The organism is Mycobacterium sp., from assembly GCF_019247635.1.
Lineage (GTDB): Bacteria > Actinomycetota > Actinomycetes > Mycobacteriales > Mycobacteriaceae > Mycobacterium.
Map to the genome: position 1 here is coordinate 45,734 of NZ_JAFBAR010000089.1, position 21,450 is coordinate 67,183.

General features: G+C 67.4%; 21 protein-coding genes. 13 read left to right on the top strand and 8 right to left on the bottom strand.

Features of this window, described 5'->3' with window-relative positions; translation table 11 throughout:
• Window positions 1–62: 62 nt before the first annotated feature.
• Window positions 63–1,772: a hydroxysqualene dehydroxylase gene (locus tag JO236_RS14000; protein ID WP_293331046.1), complete on the top strand. Its 1,710-nt coding sequence runs from the start codon at window positions 63–65 to the stop codon at window positions 1,770–1,772.
• Between the two features lie 10 nt (window positions 1,773–1,782).
• Window positions 1,783–2,328, top strand: a complete 546-nt coding sequence (locus JO236_RS14005) for a PH domain-containing protein (protein WP_293331049.1) — start codon at window positions 1,783–1,785, stop codon at window positions 2,326–2,328.
• Here JO236_RS14005 and JO236_RS14010 read toward each other — a convergent pair.
• Complete coding sequence (locus JO236_RS14010; RefSeq protein WP_293331052.1) at window positions 2,256–2,954, bottom strand: GtrA family protein; 699 nt, start codon at window positions 2,952–2,954, stop codon at window positions 2,256–2,258. The two genes, JO236_RS14005 and JO236_RS14010, sit on opposite strands and share 73 nt — an antisense overlap.
• Window positions 2,955–3,052: 98 nt before the next feature.
• Here JO236_RS14010 and JO236_RS14015 point away from each other — a divergent pair, with 98 nt between their 5' ends.
• The 6 genes from JO236_RS14015 to JO236_RS14040 all read left to right on the top strand — a co-directional run bounded on the left by JO236_RS14015 (window position 3,053) and on the right by JO236_RS14040 (window position 9,435).
• Window positions 3,053–4,300, top strand: a complete 1,248-nt coding sequence (locus JO236_RS14015) for a 5-(carboxyamino)imidazole ribonucleotide synthase (protein WP_293331102.1) — start codon at window positions 3,053–3,055, stop codon at window positions 4,298–4,300.
• Window positions 4,297–4,815, top strand: a complete 519-nt coding sequence (purE, locus tag JO236_RS14020) for a 5-(carboxyamino)imidazole ribonucleotide mutase (protein ID WP_293331055.1) — start codon at window positions 4,297–4,299, stop codon at window positions 4,813–4,815. The genes JO236_RS14015 and purE overlap by 4 nt, the downstream gene beginning before the upstream one ends.
• Before the next feature lie 15 nt (window positions 4,816–4,830).
• Window positions 4,831–6,000 (top strand): acyl-CoA dehydrogenase, encoded by a 1,170-nt coding sequence (locus tag JO236_RS14025; protein ID WP_293331058.1) that lies wholly within the window; start codon window positions 4,831–4,833, stop codon window positions 5,998–6,000.
• A gap of 243 nt (window positions 6,001–6,243) precedes the next feature.
• Window positions 6,244–7,389, top strand: a complete 1,146-nt coding sequence (locus JO236_RS14030) for a PP2C family protein-serine/threonine phosphatase (RefSeq protein ID WP_293331104.1) — start codon at window positions 6,244–6,246, stop codon at window positions 7,387–7,389.
• A 71-nt stretch (window positions 7,390–7,460) separates the two neighbouring features.
• Window positions 7,461–9,008, top strand: a complete 1,548-nt coding sequence (locus tag JO236_RS14035) for a sensor histidine kinase (protein ID WP_293331107.1) — start codon at window positions 7,461–7,463, stop codon at window positions 9,006–9,008.
• The gene (locus JO236_RS14040) at window positions 8,992–9,435 is read left to right on the top strand and encodes a response regulator (protein WP_293331061.1); all 444 of its coding nucleotides are present in this window, start codon (window positions 8,992–8,994) and stop codon (window positions 9,433–9,435) included. Before JO236_RS14035 ends, JO236_RS14040 begins: the two co-directional genes overlap by 17 nt.
• Window positions 9,436–9,457: 22 nt before the next feature.
• On the opposite strand, the gene JO236_RS14045 is transcribed toward JO236_RS14040, so the two are convergent.
• Both JO236_RS14045 and JO236_RS14050 read right to left on the bottom strand, forming a co-directional pair.
• Complete coding sequence (locus tag JO236_RS14045) at window positions 9,458–10,660, bottom strand: CoA transferase (RefSeq protein WP_293331064.1); 1,203 nt, start codon at window positions 10,658–10,660, stop codon at window positions 9,458–9,460.
• A 14-nt stretch (window positions 10,661–10,674) separates the two neighbouring features.
• Window positions 10,675–11,586: a class I SAM-dependent methyltransferase gene (locus JO236_RS14050; RefSeq protein WP_293331067.1), complete on the bottom strand. Its 912-nt coding sequence runs from the start codon at window positions 11,584–11,586 to the stop codon at window positions 10,675–10,677.
• A 142-nt stretch (window positions 11,587–11,728) separates the two neighbouring features.
• Between JO236_RS14050 and JO236_RS14055 the strand changes: the two genes are divergently transcribed.
• Window positions 11,729–12,403: a cation transporter gene (locus JO236_RS14055; RefSeq protein WP_293331070.1), complete on the top strand. Its 675-nt coding sequence runs from the start codon at window positions 11,729–11,731 to the stop codon at window positions 12,401–12,403.
• 16 nt (window positions 12,404–12,419) lie between these two features.
• On the opposite strand, the gene JO236_RS14060 is transcribed toward JO236_RS14055, so the two are convergent.
• The 3 genes from JO236_RS14060 to JO236_RS14070 all read right to left on the bottom strand — a co-directional run bounded on the left by JO236_RS14060 (window position 12,420) and on the right by JO236_RS14070 (window position 15,843).
• Complete coding sequence (locus JO236_RS14060) at window positions 12,420–13,043, bottom strand: hypothetical protein (protein WP_293331073.1); 624 nt, start codon at window positions 13,041–13,043, stop codon at window positions 12,420–12,422.
• Between the two features lie 354 nt (window positions 13,044–13,397).
• On the bottom strand, window positions 13,398–15,554 hold the full coding sequence (gene ctpC / locus JO236_RS14065; RefSeq protein ID WP_293331076.1) for a manganese-exporting P-type ATPase CtpC: 2,157 nt from the start codon (window positions 15,552–15,554) through the stop codon (window positions 13,398–13,400).
• A gap of 7 nt (window positions 15,555–15,561) precedes the next feature.
• Window positions 15,562–15,843, bottom strand: coding sequence for a DUF1490 family protein (locus JO236_RS14070; RefSeq protein WP_293331079.1), 282 nt, complete (start codon window positions 15,841–15,843; stop codon window positions 15,562–15,564).
• A gap of 144 nt (window positions 15,844–15,987) precedes the next feature.
• Here JO236_RS14070 and JO236_RS14075 point away from each other — a divergent pair, with 144 nt between their 5' ends.
• Window positions 15,988–16,134 (top strand): hypothetical protein, encoded by a 147-nt coding sequence (locus tag JO236_RS14075; protein WP_293331082.1) that lies wholly within the window; start codon window positions 15,988–15,990, stop codon window positions 16,132–16,134.
• A gap of 40 nt (window positions 16,135–16,174) precedes the next feature.
• Here JO236_RS14075 and JO236_RS14080 read toward each other — a convergent pair whose 3' ends face one another.
• On the bottom strand, window positions 16,175–16,903 hold the full coding sequence (locus JO236_RS14080) for a TIGR03089 family protein (RefSeq protein WP_293331085.1): 729 nt from the start codon (window positions 16,901–16,903) through the stop codon (window positions 16,175–16,177).
• Window positions 16,891–18,357 carry an LCP family protein gene (locus JO236_RS14085; RefSeq protein WP_293331088.1) on the bottom strand — a complete coding sequence of 489 codons (1,467 nt, stop codon included), beginning with the start codon at window positions 18,355–18,357 and terminating at the stop codon, window positions 16,891–16,893. The genes JO236_RS14080 and JO236_RS14085 overlap by 13 nt, the downstream gene beginning before the upstream one ends.
• Before the next feature lie 67 nt (window positions 18,358–18,424).
• Here JO236_RS14085 and rfbD point away from each other — a divergent pair, with 67 nt between their 5' ends.
• Genes rfbD through JO236_RS14100 form a run of 3 tightly spaced genes read left to right on the top strand, consistent with a single transcriptional unit; the run spans window position 18,425 to window position 21,336 of the window.
• Entirely contained in the window at window positions 18,425–19,369 is a 945-nt protein-coding gene (rfbD, locus tag JO236_RS14090; protein WP_293331091.1) for a dTDP-4-dehydrorhamnose reductase, read from the top strand.
• 10 nt (window positions 19,370–19,379) lie between these two features.
• A complete protein-coding gene (locus JO236_RS14095; RefSeq protein ID WP_293331110.1) occupies window positions 19,380–20,255 on the top strand; it encodes a glycosyltransferase family 2 protein in 876 nt (291 codons plus the stop codon).
• A gap of 1 nt (window position 20,256) precedes the next feature.
• Complete coding sequence (locus JO236_RS14100) at window positions 20,257–21,336, top strand: NDP-sugar synthase (RefSeq protein ID WP_293331094.1); 1,080 nt, start codon at window positions 20,257–20,259, stop codon at window positions 21,334–21,336.
• The last annotated feature ends 114 nt before the right edge of the window (window positions 21,337–21,450 follow it).

Below are 21,450 nucleotides of genomic sequence, written 5' to 3' on the forward strand. Positions count from 1 at the left end.
AGCAGGCGCAAAACCAGCGTCTCCATGGCGGAGAACCGCACCCGCGACGTATGTTGACAGCCGTGACAACTGTCGCCGTCCTGGGCGGTGGAGTCGCGGGTCTCAGCGCCGCCCACGAGCTGGCTACGCGCGGGTTCGACGTGACCGTCTACGAGTGGCGCGACGTGTTCGGCGGGAAGGCCCGCTCGATACCCGTGCCGAAAACCGGAGCCGGGTCTGCGGCATTGCCCGGCGAGCACGGCTTCCGCTTCTTCCCCGGCTTCTACCGTCACTTGCCGGACACTATGGCGCACATCCCGGACGGCAACCCGGCCGACAACCGGAGCGTCGCGGACCACTTTGTCGCAGCGACCCGGGTGTTGCTGGCACAAGACGACGGTGAACCGGAGCTCGTCGCGCCCGCCGAGTTGCCCTCCTCGTTGAACGATGTCGAGGTCGCAACGCGGTTCGTGTGGGAATTCGGCACTCGTTTGGGTCTCAAGCCCGCCGAGTTGTCGGTGTTTGTGGAGCTGTTGCTGACGTTGCTCACCTCGTGTGACAAGCGCCGTTATGACGAGTGGGAGCAAATAAGTTGGTGGGAATACAGCGGCGCAGAGCAGCGGTCGCCGGCGTTTCAGAAGTTCCTTGCCGACGGGCTGAGCCGTTCGCTGGTCGCGGCGCGGGCGCGCGAGATATCGGCACGCACCGGCGGACTGATCCTTTGTCAACTGCTGCTAAGCCTGATGCGACGCGGCGGGCGGGTCGACCGGGTGCTGGACGGCCCCACCAGTGAGGTGTGGATTGACCCGTGGGTCGAGCACCTGCGCACCACTGGCGTTGCGTTGCGTTCCGGTTGGGAGGTCGCCGGGATCGACTGCGACGGCCATCGCGTCACGGGTGTGACGTTGCAGGATGGCAACAGCACGGAGCGTGTGACGGCCGACCATTACGTGGCCGCGCTGCCGGTGGAGCGGTTGCGCCTGCTGATCTCGCCGGCGCTCCGCTCGGCGGAGCCGCGGCTGGCAGCGCTGTCGGCATTGGTCACGCGATGGATGAATGGGGCCATGTTCTACCTCAAGCGGGATGTCCCCCTGCAGCGCGGCCACGCCATCTTCATCGACTCTGAGTGGTCGCTGACCGCAATCTCGCAGGCGCAGTTCTGGGCCGGCATCGATCTCAAGCAACGCGGCGACGGCGACGTCGCCGGGATTTTGTCGGTCGCCATCTCGGAATGGGACCGCCCCGGTCGTCGCACCGGAAAGGTGGCTCACGCGTGCACCATGGACGAGATCTGCGAGGAAGTCTGGGGACAGATGGTCGACCATCTGGGTAGCGCCACGCTGGATTTCAACAACGTCGACAGCTGGTTCCTCGACCCCGACATCGAGTTTCCAAATACCACCGCGACGACCAACCTCGAGCCGCTGCTGATCAACACCGCTGGCTCTTGGGCCAACCGGCCGGACGCGGTGACGCACATTCCCAACTTGTTTCTCGCCGCCGATTTCGTTCGAACCCATACCGATCTGGCGACAATGGAGGCTGCCAACGAGGCGGCCCGGCGCGCGGTCAACGGCATTCTCGACGCGACAGGCTCGGCCGCCGCCCGTTGTGGGGTCTGGCCGCTGCACGAGCCGCGCGTCCTCGGTCCGTTTCGCGAATTCGACCGGCTGCGCTATCGATTGCGGCGCCCCGCCGCCAAGCTGACGGTGAGCAAGACCGGTGAGTTGGCGCGGAACGACCCCGTCGCGAGGGGGCTGCTCGCGGCAACAAACCATCTCGGTCGGGGCTGAGGTCGCGAACATGAGCTATCCGGACAATGCCCTGGCCGCCGGTGAACAGGTCGTGCTGCACCGTCATCCGCACTGGAAATGTCTGATCCTGCCTGTCCTGGTGCTGGTCTTGGTGACCGCATTGGCCGCGTTCGGATCGGGGTTCGTCAACTCGACGCACTGGCAACAGCTCGCCAAGAACATTATCTACGGTGTCGTCTGGGGAATATGGCTGGTGATCGTCGGCTGGCAGACCCTCTGGCCGTTTCTGAGCTGGGTGACCACGCACTTTGTCGTCACCAACCGGCGGGTGATGTATCGGCACGGGGTCCTGACCCGCAGCGGCATCGACATCCCGTTGGCCCGCATCAACAGCGTGGAATTCCGGGACCGGTTGTTGGAGAGGATGTTTCGCACGGGCACGTTGATCATCGAGTCCGCATCACAGGATCCGCTCGAGTTTTACGACATTCCGCGTCTGCGCGAGGTGCACGCGCTGCTATATCACGAGGTTTTCGACACCTGGGGCGCAGAGGACTCCGGGGCCCCAGGGGCCTCAGGGGCATTGCCCAGCTGAGAAAACCGGCTCGCCCGGTTGCGCCAGGAGCGCAAAAGGGTGACGTTGCTTTCTTCCAGGCCGCCCCCTATGGCGTCCTCGAAGACCTCGGCGATGCCGCCGGCGGTCAGGGCCGACTCCAGCGCCTTGTCGGGGTTGCGGGCGAACTGGTCGGGGAACACCCAGCGCCGGAACGCCCAGAAGCGGAATCCCATCTGCAGCAGGTTTCCGACGATGTAGGCCGAGACGAAGTCGGCGATGTTTTCCATGGTCAGCGACACCGTGGGCACCCGCAGCTGCAGTACGTAGCTGGAGAACCACAGCGGAGCCATGCTCAGCAGCACGCCGACGCCGCTGAACGCGAAAAACAGCAGCGCCTCGTGGTGTCGCTCACGGCCGCCGCGGTCGCGGAAGCTCCACTCCCGGTTCAGGATGTAGGAGGCGATGACCGCGACAATTCCCGCGATGACCTTGGCCGTCACCGGTTTGGACTCCAGAATTGTCAGCTTGAGCGTGTAAAAAATTGCCGTGTCGATGACGAACGTCGTACCGCCGACGATGGCGAATTTGATCAGTTCGTGGTGGCGTTCCGCATAGGGCTGAAACACCCCGGGGAGGCGCGCGATCGTGGCATCGGCAAAGGACACAACACCGCAGTCTACGGACGTACGCAGAATCGGCGCAAAATCTTACGTAACGATTGGGCGTCATGGCCGGTCAACACGCCGGTGAGTGTCATGACAACATGATGGCCGTGTCGAGTACCCGGAGCCCGGTGGTTGCGATGGTCGGCGGCGGTCAACTGGCCCGGATGACACATCAGGCCGCGATCGCGCTGGGGCAGAGTCTGCGGGTGTTGGCCGCGGCCCCGGACGACCCTGCCGCGCAGGTGGCGCACGACGTGATCGTCGGTTCCCATGCCGATCTCGACGACCTGCGCCGCGTCGCGAACGGCGCCGACGTGCTGACTTTCGACCACGAGCACGTTCCGACCGAGCTGCTGGAGAAGTTGGTCGCCGAAGGCGTGAAGGTGGCACCGCCGCCGCACGCGCTGGTGCACGCCCAGGACAAGCTGGTGATGCGGCGGCGCTTGGCGGCGCTCGGCGCCGCGGTGCCGCGCTACGCGGCGATCGAGACCTTGCAAGAGTTAAGCGAGGTCGACGCCTTCGCGGCCAGACTGGACGGGCCGATCGTGGTCAAGGCGGCGCGCGGCGGTTACGACGGTCGGGGCGTGCAAATCGCGGGCGAGCTGGCCCAGGCCCGCGCCATCGCCCACGACTACCTGCGCTCGGGCGTGCCGGTGCTGGTCGAGGAGAAAGTGGACCTGCGGCGCGAATTGTCCGCGCTGGTGGCGCGCTCGCCGTTCGGCCAGGGCGCGGCATGGCCGGTCGTGGAGACGGTGCAGCGTGACGGGATCTGCGTGCAAGTGATCGCGCCGGCGCCCGCGCTGCCCGAGGAGCACGGCGCCGCGGCGCAGGAGCTGGCGCTACGGTTGGCCGCCGAACTCGACGTGGTCGGGGTTCTCGCGGTCGAGCTGTTCGAGACCTCCGACGGTGAGCTGCTCGTGAACGAGCTCGCGATGCGTCCGCACAACTCCGGACACTGGACCATGGACGGCGCGCGCACCAGCCAGTTCGAGCAGCACCTGCGGGCAGTACTGGACTATCCGCTCGGGGATACCGCCGCTATCGTGCCGGTGACGGTGATGGCCAACGTCCTGGGCGCCCCCGAACTGCCGGGGTCGACGCTCGACGAGCGGTTGCACCATCTGTTCGCGCGGATGCCCGACGCCCGGGTGCACCTCTACGGCAAGGCCGAGCGCCCGGGCCGCAAGATTGGGCACATCAACTTCCTCGGGGACGACATGTCCGGCGTCGCCAGCCTGCGTGAGCGGGCCGAGCGGGCCGCACACTGGTTGTCGCACGGGCAGTGGAGTGACGGATGGGATCCGCATGCAGGCGACGATGCGAGCAAAAGGAGCGGGCGCATATGACCCCTGAAACCCCCCGGGTCGGGGTCATCATGGGCAGCGACAGCGACTGGTCGGTGATGGCCGATGCCGCGAAGGCGCTGGATGAGTTCGACATCCCCACCGAGGTCCGGGTGGTCTCGGCGCACCGCACGCCGGACGTGATGTTCGACTACGCGCGCGGCGCGGCCGAGCGCGGCATCGAGGTGATCATCGCCGGCGCCGGCGGGGCCGCGCACCTGCCCGGCATGGTCGCCGCGGCGACACCGCTGCCGGTGATCGGCGTGCCGGTACCCCTGGCGCGGCTCGACGGCCTCGACTCGCTGCTGTCGATCGTGCAGATGCCCGCCGGTGTCCCGGTGGCCACGGTGTCCATCGGCGGTGCCCGCAACGCCGGCCTGCTGGCCGTGCGCATTCTGGGCTCCTCGGATCCGCAACTGCGCTCCCGCATAATCGCTTTCCAGGACGAGCTGGCCGAGACTGTGCGGATGAAGGATGCGGCGCTGCAGGAGCGGCGCGGTAAGGTTACCGGCGAGTAGCAAGGAGGCCGAAAGATGGCTGGTTGGGCCGGAAACCCATCGTTCGATTTGTTCCAGTTGCCGGAGGAACACCAGGAGCTGCGCGCCGCGATCCGGGCGCTGGCTGAAAAGGAGATCGCGCCGCACGCCGCGGACGTCGATGAGAATGCGCGGTTCCCGCAGGAGGCGTTGGATGCGCTGAACGCCTCGGGTTTCAACGCGGTACACGTGCCCGAGGAGTACGGCGGCCAGGGTGCGGACTCGGTGGCCGCCTGCATCGTCATCGAAGAGGTCGCCCGCGTCGACACCTCCGCCTCGTTGATCCCCGCGGTCAACAAGCTGGGCACCATGGGCCTGATCCTGCGCGGCTCCGACGAGCTGAAGAAGCAGGTTCTGCCGTCGATCGCCGATGGCAGCGCGATGGCCTCCTATGCCTTGAGCGAGCGCGAGGCCGGTTCGGACGCGGGATCGATGCGGACGCGGGCCAAGGCCGACGGCGACGACTGGATCCTCAACGGCGCGAAATGCTGGATCACCAACGGCGGCAAGTCGAGCTGGTACACGGTGATGGCGGTGACCGACCCCGACAACGGCGCCAATGGCATTTCGGCGTTCATGGTGCACAAGGACGACGAGGGATTCGTCGTCGGCCCCAAGGAACGCAAGCTGGGCATCAAGGGCTCACCCACCACCGAGCTGTATTTCGAAAACTGTCGGGTGCCCGGTGACCGGATCATCGGGGAGCCGGGCACCGGGTTCAAAACGGCGCTGGCCACGCTGGACCACACCCGCCCGACCATCGGAGCGCAGGCCGTCGGGATCGCCCAGGGTGCACTGGACGCGGCGATCGCCTACACCAAGGACCGTAAGCAGTTCGGCAACTCGATCAGCAGCTTCCAGGCGGTGCAATTCATGATCGCCGACATGGCGATGAAGGTGGAGTCGGCCCGGCTGATGGTCTACAGCGCCGCGGCACGCGCCGAGCGCGGCGAGAGCCATCTGGGGTTCATCTCCGCGGCCTCGAAATGCCTGGCTTCGGATGTGGCCATGGAGGTCACCACCGACGCCGTGCAGTTGTTCGGTGGCGCCGGCTACACCGTCGACTTTCCCGTCGAACGGATGATGCGCGATGCCAAGATCACCCAGATTTACGAAGGCACCAACCAGATTCAGCGCGTCGTGATGTCGCGGGCCCTGTTGCGCTGAGTAGCTGTGGGTTGGCTGTAGTTTCAAAACTCAACGAAAAGACCAGCGCTACCGCATAGGATCCACGCGTGCGACGGTCACGCTACTGACAGCCGTTCGGAGGTGGAAGAAGCCCACCTGTCGGGCCTTAGGTCGACGTCCGGCCGCCCGGTCGCCCGCCGACGCCATCAGCAGAAATCCAACCGCGGCCCTGAGGGGGTGCTAGTGCGTGGTCCTGTAGCTCCGGCGGCGCATTGGCAGTCCATGTCCCTGCTGCTGGTCGAGGACGACCGTGCCGATGCGGTGCTCGTCGAAGAACTGATCTCCGACGCCGTCGCCGACATCGAAGTGGTGTGGGCGAAGACGATGGCGCACGCGGAGCGTGAGCTGGCGTCCGCTCGACCCGATTGCGTGCTACTGGATCTGCACCTGCCCGACGCCAATGGGATGGACGCTCTGGACCGCATCGCCAAACACGACGCCACCGTTCCGATCGTCGTGCTGACCGGTCTGAACGACGAGTACTTCGGCGCTTCCGCGGTCGCGGCGGGTGCGCAGGACTATCTGGTCAAGGGCCGGGTCGAACCAGACATGCTGCGGCGCGCGCTGCTGTACGCGATCGAGCGCAAGCGGGCCGAGCTGATCGCCGCGGACCTGCACGCAAGCCAGCTGCGCGCCAGGGAGAACGCGCTGCTGGAACGCGGGCTGCTGCCCTCCCCGCTGCTGCTCGACGAGCCGGGTGTGGACATCGTCGCCCGCTATCGCCCGAGCCGCGAGGACGCGTTGCTGTGCGGCGATTTCTACGATGTCGTGCAGACGCCAGACCGAGTCGTCCATGTTTTGATCGGCGACGTCGCGGGACACGGACCCGACGAGGCGGCCCTCGGTGCGGCTTTGCGGATCGCTTGGCGCACCCTCACCCTGGCGGCCGTCACCGGGGTCGATCTCATGCGGCACCTCGAGCGTGTCCTGCACGCCGAGCGCACCGGCAGTGGAATCTTCGCGACGGTGCTCGGCTTGCGGATCCTTCCCGACAGCACCCGTGTCAACGCGATTCGCGCGGGTCATCCCGGAATGTTGCTGCAGGGCGGTGGCTCGGTGGACTGGATCGAGACGCCCGCCGGTCCGGCGCTGGGCCTGCGGTCCGCCGACTGGCCCGAGCAGGACGTGGAGTTGCCGGCGGGGCACGGGTTGCTGTTGCTCACCGACGGACTCTTCGAGGGATATTCGGGGCAGGGCAACCAACGTCTGGGCGAGGACGGTTTGCTGGAACTGGCCCGCGCGAACGCGGCCCTGCCCGGTCCAGCGTTCGTGGACGCGCTCATCAACGGCGCCCAGCGGCGCGCTCAGGCGCACGGCGGCCTCACCGACGACATCGCAGTGCTGCGGGTGGAACGGACCGCCCGGTGAGTGTCCTGTTCAGCCCGCTGCGGCGCGCGCAGCTCACCGTGCAGGGATGGCAAGCCCTGGTGCTGAGCGTCATGGGTGTGACGGTGCTTGCGGGCGCGGTGGCGGGCGCCGTGTTGCTGACCCATGCCGACGATGTGTCGGGCCAGTTGAACACCAGCCTCTCGCCGGCGCGGGTATCGGCGTGCGAATTGCAGGCGGCGCTGCGCGACCAGGAAACGGGCATCCGTGGCTACCTGATCGCCGGCGATCGACAGTTCCTTGCCCCCTATTACGACGGACAGCGCGCCGAACACGCGGCGGCCGAAGACATCCGGCAACGGCTCGGTGGCCGCGCGGACCTCATCGCGGACCTGGACGCGATCGAGGCCACCGGGACCACCTGGCGCGAGGACTACGCGGAGCCGGTCATGGCGAGCGTCACACCAACCGTCGGGAAAACCTTGGACGCTCCCACGGCCGTGCGCGGCAAAGCCGAATTCGACCATTTGCGTGCGCTTTTCGATCGACAGAACACCAACCTGGCCGCGGCCAGGGCGGATAGCGCCAGCCGGCTCGAGCGCATGAACCACTGGCGCGACAGGGTGCTGGGCGCAATGGTGTTGGTGTTCTTCGTGACCGCCGCACTGCTGGGAGTGCTGACTCGACGTGCGGTGACCCGTCCGCTCGCCGCGCTGGCCGCGGGTTGCCGACGGGTCACCCAGGGCGATTTCGAGGAACCCATCCCGCGGCCCCGCAGGCCCAAGGACATCCGCGCCATTGCGATCGACGTCGAGAACATGCGGCAGCGAATCGTGACAGAGCTCGAGGCGACGCGGGCGGCGCGAGCCCTCCTGGACGATCAGGCGGTCGAATTGCGCCGATCCAACGCCGAACTCGAACAGTTCGCCTATGTCGCGTCGCACGATTTGCAGGAACCGTTGCGAAAGGTTGCCTCGTTCTGCCAACTGCTGGAGAAGCGTTACGGCGACCGGCTCGACGAGCGCGCCCGCGAATACATCGCCTTCGCCGTCGACGGAGCCAAACGCATGCAGATGCTCATCAACGACCTCCTCGCCTTCTCCCGCGTGGGCCGGCTGGAGGCCGAGCGGACGGAGGTGGTCCTGGACACGGCGCTGGACGTCGCCCTGGCCAACCTCTCCACGGCGATCGAGGAATCCGGCGCCGAGATCGTCCTGCCACAACAGCAGCTCCCTGTGGTCATCGGTGACCCCGGTCAGCTGATCATGTTGTGGCAGAACCTGATCGGAAATGCGGTGAAGTTTCGCAGCGCCGATCGCCCGCCGCGGATCGTCATCGACTGTAAGCCGGGGGCCGGTGAGCGCGACGGCCAATGGCTGCTGAGCGTTTCGGACAACGGCATTGGCGTCCCAGCGGAGTTCGCAGACAAGGTCTTTGTGATCTTTCAACGACTGCACGGCCGCGACGTCTACAGCGGAACCGGACTAGGCCTGGCGTTGTGTAAGAAAATCGTCGAACACCACGGTGGCACCATTTGGATCGACAGGTCTTACACCGACGGAACCCGCTTCGAATTCACCTTTCCCACCATCTTGAACAGCGAACCCGTCAGGGAACCCCTGGCCATTCTGGAAGGAGCAGCGAATGATAACGGAGGGTAGGGCCATCGACATCCTGCTTGTCGAAGACGATCCCGGGGACGAGCTCATCACTCGGGAAGCGTTCGACCACAACAAGTTAAAGAACCGGCTGCACGTCGCCCACGACGGCGAAGAGGGCCTGAACTACCTCTACCGGCGCGGCGCCTACCACGACGCGCCGCGGCCCGATCTCATCCTGCTCGATTTGAACCTGCCCAAATACGACGGCCGCCAGCTGTTGCAGAAGATCAAGTCCGATCCCGACCTGTGCCGCATCCCGGTGGTGGTGCTCACCACCTCGTCGGCGGAGGAGGACATTCTGCGCATGTACAAACTGCACGCCAATGCTTACGTCACCAAGCCGGTCGACCTCGACCAGTTCATGAGCGCGGTGCGCCAGATCGACGAGTTCTTCCTGCAGGTGGTCCGCCTGCCGCAGGGCGGTTAAGAACTCACCGGGGTATACCCCGTCACGAAGCCGTTTCGGGCTCGGAAACACACTCGGCAAGGAACACGTCGTTGTGCTCACCGGCGGCCGGCGGCGGATCGGTCACGACGGCGTCGAAGCTGGAATAGCGTGCCGGCGTGCGGATCACGGTGATGGTGTGGTCGCCGCTGCCCACCTGAAGGGCGAGCTCGTTCTCGGCGAAAATCGGGGTCTCGACGACCTGCTTCCAGCTGTAGGCGAGGCAGGCCATCAGGCCGCCCCCTTGGAGCAGCTCCACCCATTCGGCGGCGGTCTTGGCCGCCAGTGCCGCCTCCAGTTCGTCGGTCAGCTCGGGGTAGTTGATCGCCCGCGAGCGCTGCTCGGCGAACCGCTCGTCGTCGATCAGATCGGGCCGGCCGATGAGCTGACACAACTTCGTCCAATGCCTGGGCACGTAGGCGCTGATGACGACGTAACCGTCGGCGGCCTTGAACGCGTCCGACGGCTGAGTGGCAAAGCCAACTCCCTTGCGTTTCTTCGTGTTCGGCGTTGCCTCGGGCCTGGGCTGGTCGCCGGACTTATTCAGGTGAATGGTCAGCTGGTTGGCCTGTAGGCCGACCGCGACGTCGTACATCGCGACCCGCACCAGGTCGCCGACCCCGTGTCGCTCCCGATTGAGCAGCGCGGCCAGCACCGCCTGCGCCAGGACGTGACCGCTGGCGTTGTCGACGAGCTGGAACGGGATGATCTGCGGTTTGCCGCTCGGCGTGGGCATTCCGGTGCTCATGCCGGACTCGGCGGCGACCATCAGGTCCACGCCGGGCCGGGTGCCGTGGGGGCCGTTGCCGCCGAAGGCGCTCAGGCGGGCGTAGATCAGCCGGGGGTTGCGGGCCCGTAACTCGTCGGGACCCAGGCCCATTCGCTCCATCACCCCGGGCCGAAACCCTTCCAGCACGACATCGGCGGTGTCGGCCAGGCGCAGGATCTGCTGTTTGGCCTCCTCGGTGGTCAGGTCCACCGTCACCGACTTCTTGCCGCGGTTGTTGGGTAGGAAGTAGGTCGCCAGCGGGGGCCGCCCGGGCAGGACCGAGGTGAGCCGCCGGGCCTGCTCACCACCGGGCGCCTCGATCTTGATCACCTCGGCGCCCAGGTCGGCCAGCACTTGGCCGGCCAGCGGCCCGGCCACGTTCTGGGTGAAGTCCAGCACGCGGAAACCGTCAAGAGGCTTGGTTGGCGTGTTCGGCATGAGGAGGGCCTTCCCTAGTCTTTGCGCAGCACCGCGGTGCAGTAGTAATTGCGGGCAAACGCCGCGTTCTCGCCGGTCGGCTGCAGCGGTAGTCCGTTGGCGGCCAACAACTCGTTCATCGGGGTGCGCACCGGACGCCAGCCGTGGTCTTCCAGGTAGGTCGCCACGTCGTTACGGTCGCCGGGGAAGCCGAGGTTGTCCAGCTCGGCGTCTAGACCGCGCTCCTGCCACCGCTGCGCGGCGCCGTTCAAAGCCTGCTGGTTGACCGAGGAATCGAGAAAGATTTCGGCCACCACTCGGCTGCCGTCGGCGCTGAGCGCGGTGACGATGTCCAGCAGCCGGTCCTGGGCGTCTGGCGGCAGGAAGCCGAGCAGACCCTCGGCGGCCCATGCGGCGGGACGCCGCGTGTCGAACCCGGCCTGTTGCAGCGCCGCGGGCCAGTCGTGGCGCAGGTCGATCGGGACCGCCCGCACGTCGGCTGTGGGCTTGGCACCCAGAGCACTCACCGTGGCTGTCTTGAAATCGATGACCTGCGGCTGGTCGATCTCGAACACCGTCATGCCCGGCGCCCAGGGCAGCCGGTAGGCGCGGGCGTCCAGGCCCGAGGCCAGGATCACGGCCTGGCGGATGCCCGCGGCGGCGGCGTCGGCGAAAAACGCGTCGATGTAGCGGGTGCGCGCGGCCAGCAGGTCGGTCATGCGCTGCATGCCCCACGTGGCGTCGGGGTCGTCGACGTCGGCCGACTCGAGTTCGCCGGCGGCCCACCGGGTGAAGAAGTCGACGCCGACGGCCCGCACCAGCGGCTCAGCGAACGGGTCGTCGATCAACCCGTCCCGGGTGGCCCTGGCCCGACCCGCGGCAACCATGGTCGCGGTGGCTCCCACGCTGGTCGCCAGGTCCCAGGTGTCGTTGTCGGTGCGCGCCATACCGTGCTCCCTCTCTTCGTGAGGCTGCTGAATCGGACTTGGGCTTTGCTTAGACAGAGTAACGACACATTTCGGTGACAAACCGTCGGCACCGGGACCGGCCAGCCGGTGCGGGGCCGGGTCCGCACCTAGCATCGGCCGGATGGAGACGACCTCTGCCGTCGGGACCCCGGCGCTCGTTGCCGACGCCTGCTGCTTTGCGACTCTGCACGACGCCCAATGGCGACGCGACGCGCGCTGGGCCCTGCGGCTGGCGTGGCTCAGCCTGGCCGTGGTGCTCTCCGAGGGAGTGATCGGGCTCTGGGAGGGCATCGCGGTCGGATCGGTCGCGTTGACGGGTTGGGCGCTCGGCGGCGCGGCCGAGTCGCTGGCCAGCGCGATGGTGGTGTGGCGGTTCAGTGGCTCGCGCACGATGTCGCATACCGCCGAGGAGCGCGCGCAACGCGGTGTGGCGCTGTCGTTTTGGTTGACCGCCCCTTACATCGCCGCCGAGTCGATTCGTTACCTGGCCCGCGAGCACCATGCCGAGACGTCGGTGATCGGCATCGCGCTGACGGGGGGCGGCGCCGTGCTGATGCCGATCCTGGGTCGCGTCAAGCATCGCCTCGGTGCCCGGTTGGACTCGCACGCGACCAAGGGCGAGGGAACCCAGAACTATCTGTGCGCGGGCCAGGCGTGTGCGGTGCTGATCGGGCTCGCTCTTACCGCCGTCTGGCACGGTGCCTGGTGGGTGGACCCCGCGATCGGGCTTGCTATCGCGGGTGTCGCTGTCTGGCAGGGTATTCGGGCCTGGCGTGGCGAGGAGTGCGGCTGCTGAGCTTGGCCGCGGCAGATCAGCTATCCGGGTAGATCGTATGACCCATAGTGAAATGTGCGCCGTTGGAATCCTGTGCGCATTGGGACAAGCAGTATTGCTTAACTCGGGATCCGTTCTTGTGCGGGCTTGGTTTCCATTGCCAACTTGTCTCGACTGTATCGCCCATGTGCACGCGGTCACGGTCAAAGACACCGCACTGCAAGGTGCGACGGGTCATGTCGCACGTTTCGACGAGCACTTCACTTTCCAGCAGGCCGAGCGGATTACGGATCAGCCGCACACCGAATCGCTCGGTTTTTCCGTGGGCCCGCAGCCGGTCGGCGATGCCGGTCAGGATGGCCTCGTCAGCAGAATTGACCGGTGCGGCGGAGCCGAAGTCGGCCGAGTTGGCGAATTCCATGCCGATGACGCCGGTGCCGCGCCCGAATTCGGATTCGGATTCGGATTCGGTTTCGAAACGCATCGCGGTCACGCTCAAACCCTTTGTAAGGTAACACTTTACGGGCGCAGTTAGGGTACCCCGTGGCGCGGCAACCGTGAATTCTATGAGGATTTCGCGGGTGGTCAGCTCGAAATGCTTGTGCAGCAACCAGATCGCGAAGCGCCGCCACGCACCGGCCGAGACGAGGTATTGGCCCAACTCGTCGAGGCAGTCGCGATCGGTCTCATCTAGCACGGCGACGTCGGTAGTATCCATGTTTCGCAGCGTCGCGTAATCCTCGACGTTGTGTTTTCGCAATGTGAGCATCGGTTTCTCCTTCTCGCAGAATCTTTTTCAAAAATGCGACCGGTAATACGGATCGCTTCAAATCGGATAACCGGCACCAACATCGAGACATGAAATCCAGAACCACCGTTTTAGCAAGCGATCTGTCACCTGACGCTACCGACGCATTCTATGATGATCCATTACGGAAGCTGTGAGAACTTATGGATTGGTTATGGCATTGAGTGAGGCGCGAATTGGGTGCCCCACTCGACGCCCCGTCGCGCCTCAGTCCAGGCGGTAGCGGATCAGCCGGGAGCTGTTGGCCACCACCGCCACCGACGACGCGTTGTGCAGGATCGCGGCCAGTACCGGCGACAGCGCTCCGCCGGCGCCGATCAGTAGACCCGCGGCGTTGACGGCAATCGACATGCCGTAGTTCTGCCGGATCACATCGACCGCGCGGGCACCCAGGTCTCCCACGTCGAGCAGGCGGTTGAGGTCGTCGTTGGCCAGCGCCACATCGGCGGTCTCGACGGCGACGTCGGTCCCGGCCAGGCCCATGGCGATCCCGATGTCGGCGGCCGCGAGCGCGGGGGCGTCGTTGACACCGTCGCCGACCATGCCGACCACGTAGCCGTCGCCCTGCAGCCTGCGGACCACCTCGAGCTTGTCCTCCGGCATCACCTCGGCGCGCCACTCGTCGATGCCCAGCTCGCCGGCGACCACCTCGGCTATGTCGGGATGGTCGCCGGTGAGCATGACGGTCCGCCGAATTCCGTTGGCCCGCAGCTTCTCCAGCACCTCGGCCGCCTCGGGTCGCACCTCGTCGCGCAGGCTGATCAGGCCGACCAGCGTGCCGTCCACCGCGAGCAGCAGCGGTGTTTCGGCCTGGCGGCGCAGCTTGTTGACCCAGTCCGACGCCTTCCTGGACACCTTCACTTTTTCGGCGCGCAGCAGACCGGGACTGCCCAACAGCAGGGTGCGGCCGTCGGCCCAGGTCCGCATGCCCAGGCCGACCAGGACCTCACACTCCTCGTGCGGCGGGATGCTGATGTGGCGTTCCTCGGTCGAGCGGATCACCGCCTCGGCCAGCGGATGCCGGGAGTGGATCTCCGAACTGGCCGCATACGCCAGCACCTGCTCCGGCTGCCAATCGGAGTGCATGGCAACGATATTCGTGACCACCGGGCGCCCGACGGTCAACGTGCCGGTCTTGTCGAAGACAATCGCGTCGACACGGCCTGCCTGTTCGAGGTGTGACCCCCCCTTGATCAGGATGCCGCGGCGTGCGCCGTTGCCGATCGCTGCGCTGATGGCGGTCGGGGTGGACAGGCCCACCGCGCACGGGCAGGCGATCAGCAGCATGGTCATGGCGCGCCGGACGTCTCCGGTGATCAGCAGGGTGATGGCGGAGACAATGAACGACGTGGGCACGAAGCGGCGGGAGAAGTTCTCGCCTACCGTCTGGATGGGCGCCCGATCATGTTGTGCTTCTTCGACTCTGGTGATGATGCGCCCAATGGTGGTCTGGTTGCCGACGGCCCGGGCGCGCACCACCAGGCGTCCGCGCACCACCACCGATCCCGCGTGCACCCCGGTCCCGACGGTGACACTGACCGGCAGGTTCTCCCCGGTGATCGCCGATTGGTTGACGACCGCCTCGCCCTCGACCACTTGGCCGTCGACCGGTATCGCGACGTGGTCGTGCACCACCACCTCGTCGCCGATCTGCACGGTGTCGATCGGCACCTGAATCTCGCCCTCTGCCACGCGAATCCACGCCGTGTCCTGGCTGCCGCGGAGCAGCTCGGAGATGGCCCGCCGGGTCCGCCGGAGCGTCAGGTCCTGCAGGTACTCGCCGATGTTGAGCAACCACAGCACGGTGAGTGCGACGACGTTCTCGCGCAGGATCAGGCTGGCCATGGTGGCCGCCGATACCAGTGCGTCGGTGCCGGCTTTGCCCGAGCGCAGCGAGCGTAGGGCGCCGCGCAGGAACGGATAGCCGGTGAAGACGGTGACGCCGGTGGCCACCAGGCGTCCGCTCGGCGCGAGCAGCGGCGGCCGTGCGAACACGTAGCGGCGCACGCCGAGCAGGGCCAGGGCCGCACCGCCGATTACCATGCGCAGCACATCGGTGTTGCGTATCTCGGACGAGTGCGGGGCACGGGCGGGAATCAGTTCTGCGGCGACGTGCGCGGCCTCGCTGATCGCTTTGAGTACTAGCGTGCGGTCGCACCGCCTGGGGGAGTACCAGACGACGACGGACCCGGTTCGCGGGTAGGCGTGCACGACACGCACGCCATCGTGTTGTGCTAGGGCCTGTACGGCCTCCTCGACGGCCACGGCGCGCCGCGGATCGGCACGGACCCAGTCCACCTTGACGCGCATGCGTCCGGCCGCGTCCGAAACAACCTGCAGGCCACCGGTTGTCGCGAGGGTCATCGCGGATCTAGTGATCGTGGTCCTGCGGTGCCCCGACGGCAGGCGTCGGCGCTTCTTCGCCCACGCGTTCGCGCGCCTCGGCCATCACGTCGGCAAGTTTGAGCCGGGCCGACTCGGCGGCCTCCTCGGCCTTGCGGGTTCCGCGCAGCCCCAGCTCGGCGGACCTCACTGCGGTTTCGTGCAGCGGCGCCTTGGCCACCGCCTTCTTCAGCACCTCGTAGGCGGTCACCCCGGCCAGGCCGGTGATCACCGTGGTTGTCGCCTTTGCCAAGAGCCCGTACACCGCCATCGCTGGTCCTCCCTGTCGTCCCGTAGCTGCGACGACGTTAACATCGAAATATTGCGATATCAATATGGATTGTCGGGGAGCGGGGCTAGAAATTGCGGGCGCCAGCTGCCCCCCGAGCGTCACCGGTCGCCAAGATCCCAGTTCGTGCAGGCCTTGACCGCCGTGGGCAGCGGCGTCGCCGGTTCCGGCGCCAGCGGTGGCGGTGGCGGTGGCGGTGGCGGTGGCACCGGCGCCGTTTTCTTCGGCACCGGCACCGCCACTGGCGGCAACGGCGGAAAAGGCGGTCCCTAGCACCGACTGACATCGGCGGCGACCGATTGCCACCACCCCGCTAAAGGACCCGGGTGACCTTTTCCGTCTCGATCCGGCGTGGCCGCAACGCCGGATCGGGGTTGGCGACCTGCACCAGCGATGCGCCGACGGCCATGATGGCCAGTAGCCCGTCCACGAGTTCGTCGGGTCCGGCCCACGAAGCGCTGGACAGCACCCGGTCGTTGGACGTCAAATCCCTTGTCGCTGCAGATGTTTCGCATTCGGCCAGGACCTCCTCGACCGAGCGGCCGGCCAGCGCCGGACCGGGACGGCGTTCGGGGACGATCTGGTCGCCGTGCACTCGGACCGCGGTCGCGTAGTCGGTGACGCCGATCGGCAGGTCGGCTGCCGGTCGGCCGAACGGGTCCAGCGACAGCACCGCGACCTCTCCAAGTCCAGAGCCGCCGGCCACCGCCGCGTCGGCGTCGTCCAGTCGGTCCTCAGTGCACAGGGCGAGATCGGCAGGGCCGTCCAGCACGGCCTCGGCGCCGATCCACCACACCCCGAACAACACCGCCGCGGTCTGCCAGTGCGCGGGCAGCAGGATCGCGATCCGGCTGTTCGGGCCGGCACCCAGCTCGTCGCGCAATAGGTTGCCGGTCTTGGCGGCCCAGTTGGCCAACGTCACCGCGGACAGTTCGATGCGCTCGCCGCTCGCGTCGTCGTAGTAGGTGATGCGCGGTCCGACCGGGTCGGCACGCAACATCGGATCGAGGATGGTGCCCGTCAGCGTGCTCAGTTGATGCACTCGGGCTTATCGGAGCCGGCGGTCAGGATCGGTGACGGCGCGGGGACGTTGGGGTCCTGAGATCCGCCGACGCTGGCGAGGGCCGGGGTGACGGCGCCGCCACCCGAAAGGCCCGAGCCCGGACCCGTGTAATCGGTGGCCAGCACCACCCGGACCGATCCGGGCGGTATGGAGGCGTCGGCGACGACCGGCAAACCACCCAGCTCCTTGGCGACTTCCTGGGCGCCCAGGTCGTCGGCTTTGGCGGCCCGCACCTGGCTGCCCTTGACGTGGCCGCTGTCGTTGTTTCCTACCGAGCCAAGCTTGAATCCCTTGGCGTTCAACACCTCGGAGACCGCCGCGGCCAAACCGTTGATGTCGGTGTCGTTGATTACGGTGGCGGTGGTCTTGGCGTGCGTGTAGGCGATCTCCTCGGTCTTGCCCTGCGATTGGCCCTGCAGCAGGCCGGCGACCCAGTCCTGCACCTGATGTGGGTCAACCCGCACCACGCTCTGCATGCCGTCGTCGCTCCAGCCCGCCCCGTCGAGCACCGGGATGGTGGCGAAGGCGACGTTGCCGCCGGCCAGCTTTGACAGCTGTTGCACGAAATCCATGACGTCCCAGCCCGAGGAGATCACCACCGAGCGCTGCACGGCCTGCTCGACCCGCTGCAGGGTGCTGGGACTGGACAACGTCTGGTCGGAGATGACGCGGTGGGCCAGCGAGGCCATCACCGCCTGCTGGCGCACCACCCGGTCCAAGTCGCCGCGCGGCAGGTCGTGGCGCTGGCGCACGAAACTCAGCGCCTGGGGGCCGTTGAGCCGCTGCCGGCCGGCCGGGAAGTCGGCGCCCGACATCGGTTCGAACACCGCGTCTTTGAGGCAGACGTCGACGCCGCCGAGCGCGTCGGCGATCAGCGCGAAGCCGAGCAGGCCGATCTCGGCGTAATGGTCGACGGTGACCCCGGTGAGTTCGGCGACCGTCTTGATCAGGGCGTCGCGGCCGGCCTGGGTACCCTGCGCCAGCGCGTCGGCGGCGGACACGCCGGCCTGCACCAGGCTGGTCCGCTTCCTTTCCCTGGTCTCGCCGTAGACCCCGTTGATCTTGGTCTTGCCCAGGCCGGGGGCCATGACGTAGGAGTCCCGCGGGATCGAGATCGCGGTGGCCGACTTACCGTTGTTCGGGATGCGGATCAGGATGATGGTGTCGGTGTTGGTGGATTCGTCATCACCGGCCCGCAGCGTCGCCAGTTCCTGAGGGGTCAAGGGGTTTCCGTGGGCGTCGGTGCGGCTGTCGAGGCCGACCAGCAGGATGTCGATCGCGCCGTCGTCGCCGCCCTGCCCCAGCGAGGCCGACGACATGTGGAAGATGCCGTCCTCAAAGGACCGGACGTTGCTCCACGCGACTCCGGTGCCGATAACGACCGCGAGCGTCAGTGCAGTGGCAAGCGCACGAACCACACGTTGCACAAGCATCACTGTAGGCTACTTGTGTCACAGCCGCTTTCCGGGTAGCCAGACCCGGCGTGCCAGACTCGAACGCATGTCGGCGAGGTCAGGGAGGCTAGTGATCACCGGCGCCGGGGGGCAGTTGGGCGGTTGCTTGGCGGCGCGGGCCCGGCTGCGCAGCGATGCCGGTGATGTCGTCGCGTTCACGTCGGCGGAGTGGGACATCACCGACGCCGGTGCCGCCGAGCGGATCGTGCGGGAAGCGGATGTCGTGGTCAACTGCGCGGCCTACACCGACGTCGACGGCGCCGAAACCGACGAGGCAGCCGCGTACGCCGTCAACGCGACCGGACCGGAATTCCTCGCCCGTGCGTGCGCGCGCGCCGGTGCCCGCCTGATCCACGTCTCCACCGATTACGTGTTCAACGGCGACTTCGGCGGGAGCGAGCCCAGACCGTACGAGCCCAGCGACCAACCCGCTCCGCAGGGGGTGTACGCGAAAAGCAAGTTGGCCGGCGAACGGGCCGTGCTGGCGGCGCTGCCGGGGGGCCCGCGGGCCCCGGGTGCCCCGGGCGCCGTAGTAGTACGGACCGCCTGGGTGTACACCGGCGGGACCGGCAAGGACTTCGTCGCGGTCATGCGCCGCTTGGCCGCCGGTGCCGGGCCGATCGATGTGGTGGACGACCAGACCGGCTCGCCGACCTATGTCGCCGACCTGGCCGCCGCGCTGCTGCAGGTGGTCGACGCCGACATACCCGGACCCATCCTGCATGCCGCCAATTCGGGGGTCGCCTCCCGGTTCGAGCAGGCCCGCGCGGTGTTCGAAGAGTGTGGCGCCGACCCGGAGCGGGTTCGTCCGGTCAGCACCGCCCGGTTTCCGCGGCCGGCGCCGCGCCCGAGCTACTCCGCGCTGTCGGGCCGGGAGTCGGCCGCGGCGGGCCTGACCCCGCTGCGGCCCTGGCGCAGTGCGCTTGCCGTGGCGCTAGCCACACAGGGCGGGGTTCCCCACGATCGACCGATACCCTCGACGCGTGGCTGACGTCCTGCCGGTGGTAGCGGTGACCTATTCGCCAGGCCCGCATCTGGAGCGGTTCCTGGCGTCGTTGTCGCTGGCCACCGAGCGGCCGGTCAGTGTCGTGCTGGCCGACAACGGCTCCACCGACGGAACACCGCAGGCCGCAATCGAGCGCTACCCCAACGTGCGGCTGTTCGACACCGGATCCAACCTCGGCTACGGGACCGCGGTGAACCGCGCGGTCGCCGGGCTCGAGGCTTCCGGTGAGCCCTTCGTCGACGAATGGGTGATCGTGGCCAATCCGGACGTCCAATGGGGGCCGGGCAGCATCGACGCGCTGCTGGGCGCGGCGGCCCGGTGGCCTCGCGCGGGTGCGCTGGGTCCGCTGATCCGCGACCCCGACGGCTCGGTGTACCCGTCGGCGCGCCATCTGCCCAGCCTGGTGCGCGGCGGCATGCACGCGGTGCTCGGGCCGTTTTGGAAGCGCAACCCGTGGACGTCGGCGTATCGCCAGGAGCGGCTCGAGCCCAGCGAGCGGCCGGTGGGCTGGCTGTCGGGGTCGTGCCTGCTGGTGCGCCGGTCGGCCTTTGACCAGGTGGGCGGGTTCGACGAGCGCTACTTCATGTATATGGAGGACGTCGACCTCGGCGACCGGCTGGGCCGGGCCGGCTGGCTGAGTGTCTATGTGCCGTCGGCCGAAGTCCTGCACCACAAGGGCCACTCGACCGGACGGGATCCGGCCAGTCATTTGGCCGCTCATCACGAAAGCACCTATATATTTCTCGCCGACCGGCATTCTGGTATGTGGCGGGCGCCGCTGCGCTGGACTTTGCGGGGTTCGCTGGCGGTGCGTTCCCGGCTGATGGTGCGCAGTTCGCGAAAGCGGATGCTGGCAGAAGGGCGGCAGTGAGTTGGCAACTTCGCAAGTCGACGCGGTGGTCCTGGTCGGTGGCAAGGGCACCAGGCTGCGACCACTGACCCTGTCCGCGCCCAAACCGATGCTGCCGACGGCCGGGCTGCCGTTCCTTACCCATCTGCTGTCGCGGATCGGCGCGGCCGGCATCGAGCACGTGATCTTGAGCACGTCGTATCGGGCCGAGGTGTTCGAGGCGGAGTTCGGCGACGGGTCCAAACTCGGGCTGCAGATCGACTACGTGACCGAGGACAGTCCACTGGGCACCGGCGGCGGCATCGCCAACGTCGCCGAGAAGCTGCGGCACGAGACCGCGATGGTGTTCAACGGCGACGTGCTCTCCGGCGCCGACCTGGGTCAGCTGCTGGAGTTCCACGGCAGCCGGCAGGCCGACGTGACCCTGCACCTGGTGCGCGTGGGCGACCCGAGGGCGTTCGGCTGCGTGCCCACCGACGAGGGGGACCACGTCGTCGCCTTTCTCGAGAAGACGCAGGATCCGCCGACCGACCAGATCAACGCCGGCTGCTACGTCTTCGCACGCAAGATCATCGATCGGATACCGCGCGGCCGCGAGGTCTCGGTCGAACGCGAGGTGTTCCCGTCGCTGCTGTCCGACCCCGACGTCAGGGTCTGCGGCTACGTGGACGCCACCTACTGGCGGGACATGGGCACCCCGGAGGACTTCGTTCGCGGATCGGCGGATCTCGTGCGCGGCATCGCCCCGTCACCGGCATTGCGCGGCCACCGCGGCGAGCAGTTGGTGCACGACGGCGCGGCCGTGTCGCCGGGTGCGGTGCTGATCGGCGGGACCGTGGTCGGTCGGGGCGCCGAGATCGGCGCGGGTGTTCGGCTGGACGGCGCGGTCATTTTCGACGGCGTCAAGGTCGAGGCCGGCAGCGTGATCGAACGCTCCATCATCGGCTTCGGCGTCCGCATCGGTCCGCGTGCGCTGATCCGCGACGGGGTGATCGGCGACGGCGCCGACATCGGCGCGCGCTGCGAATTGCTGCGCGGCGCGCGGGTGTGGCCGGGGGTCGTTATTCCCGACGGTGGGATCCGCTACTCGTCCGATGTGTGAGCCACCGAGCCTCAGTCCGTCGTCAGTTGTTCGAGTAATTCGACGTAGTCGTCCAGCTAGTAGGCGTCCTGGCCCAGTGGCCACCACATGACCACTCGTCGCGCCGAGTCGATG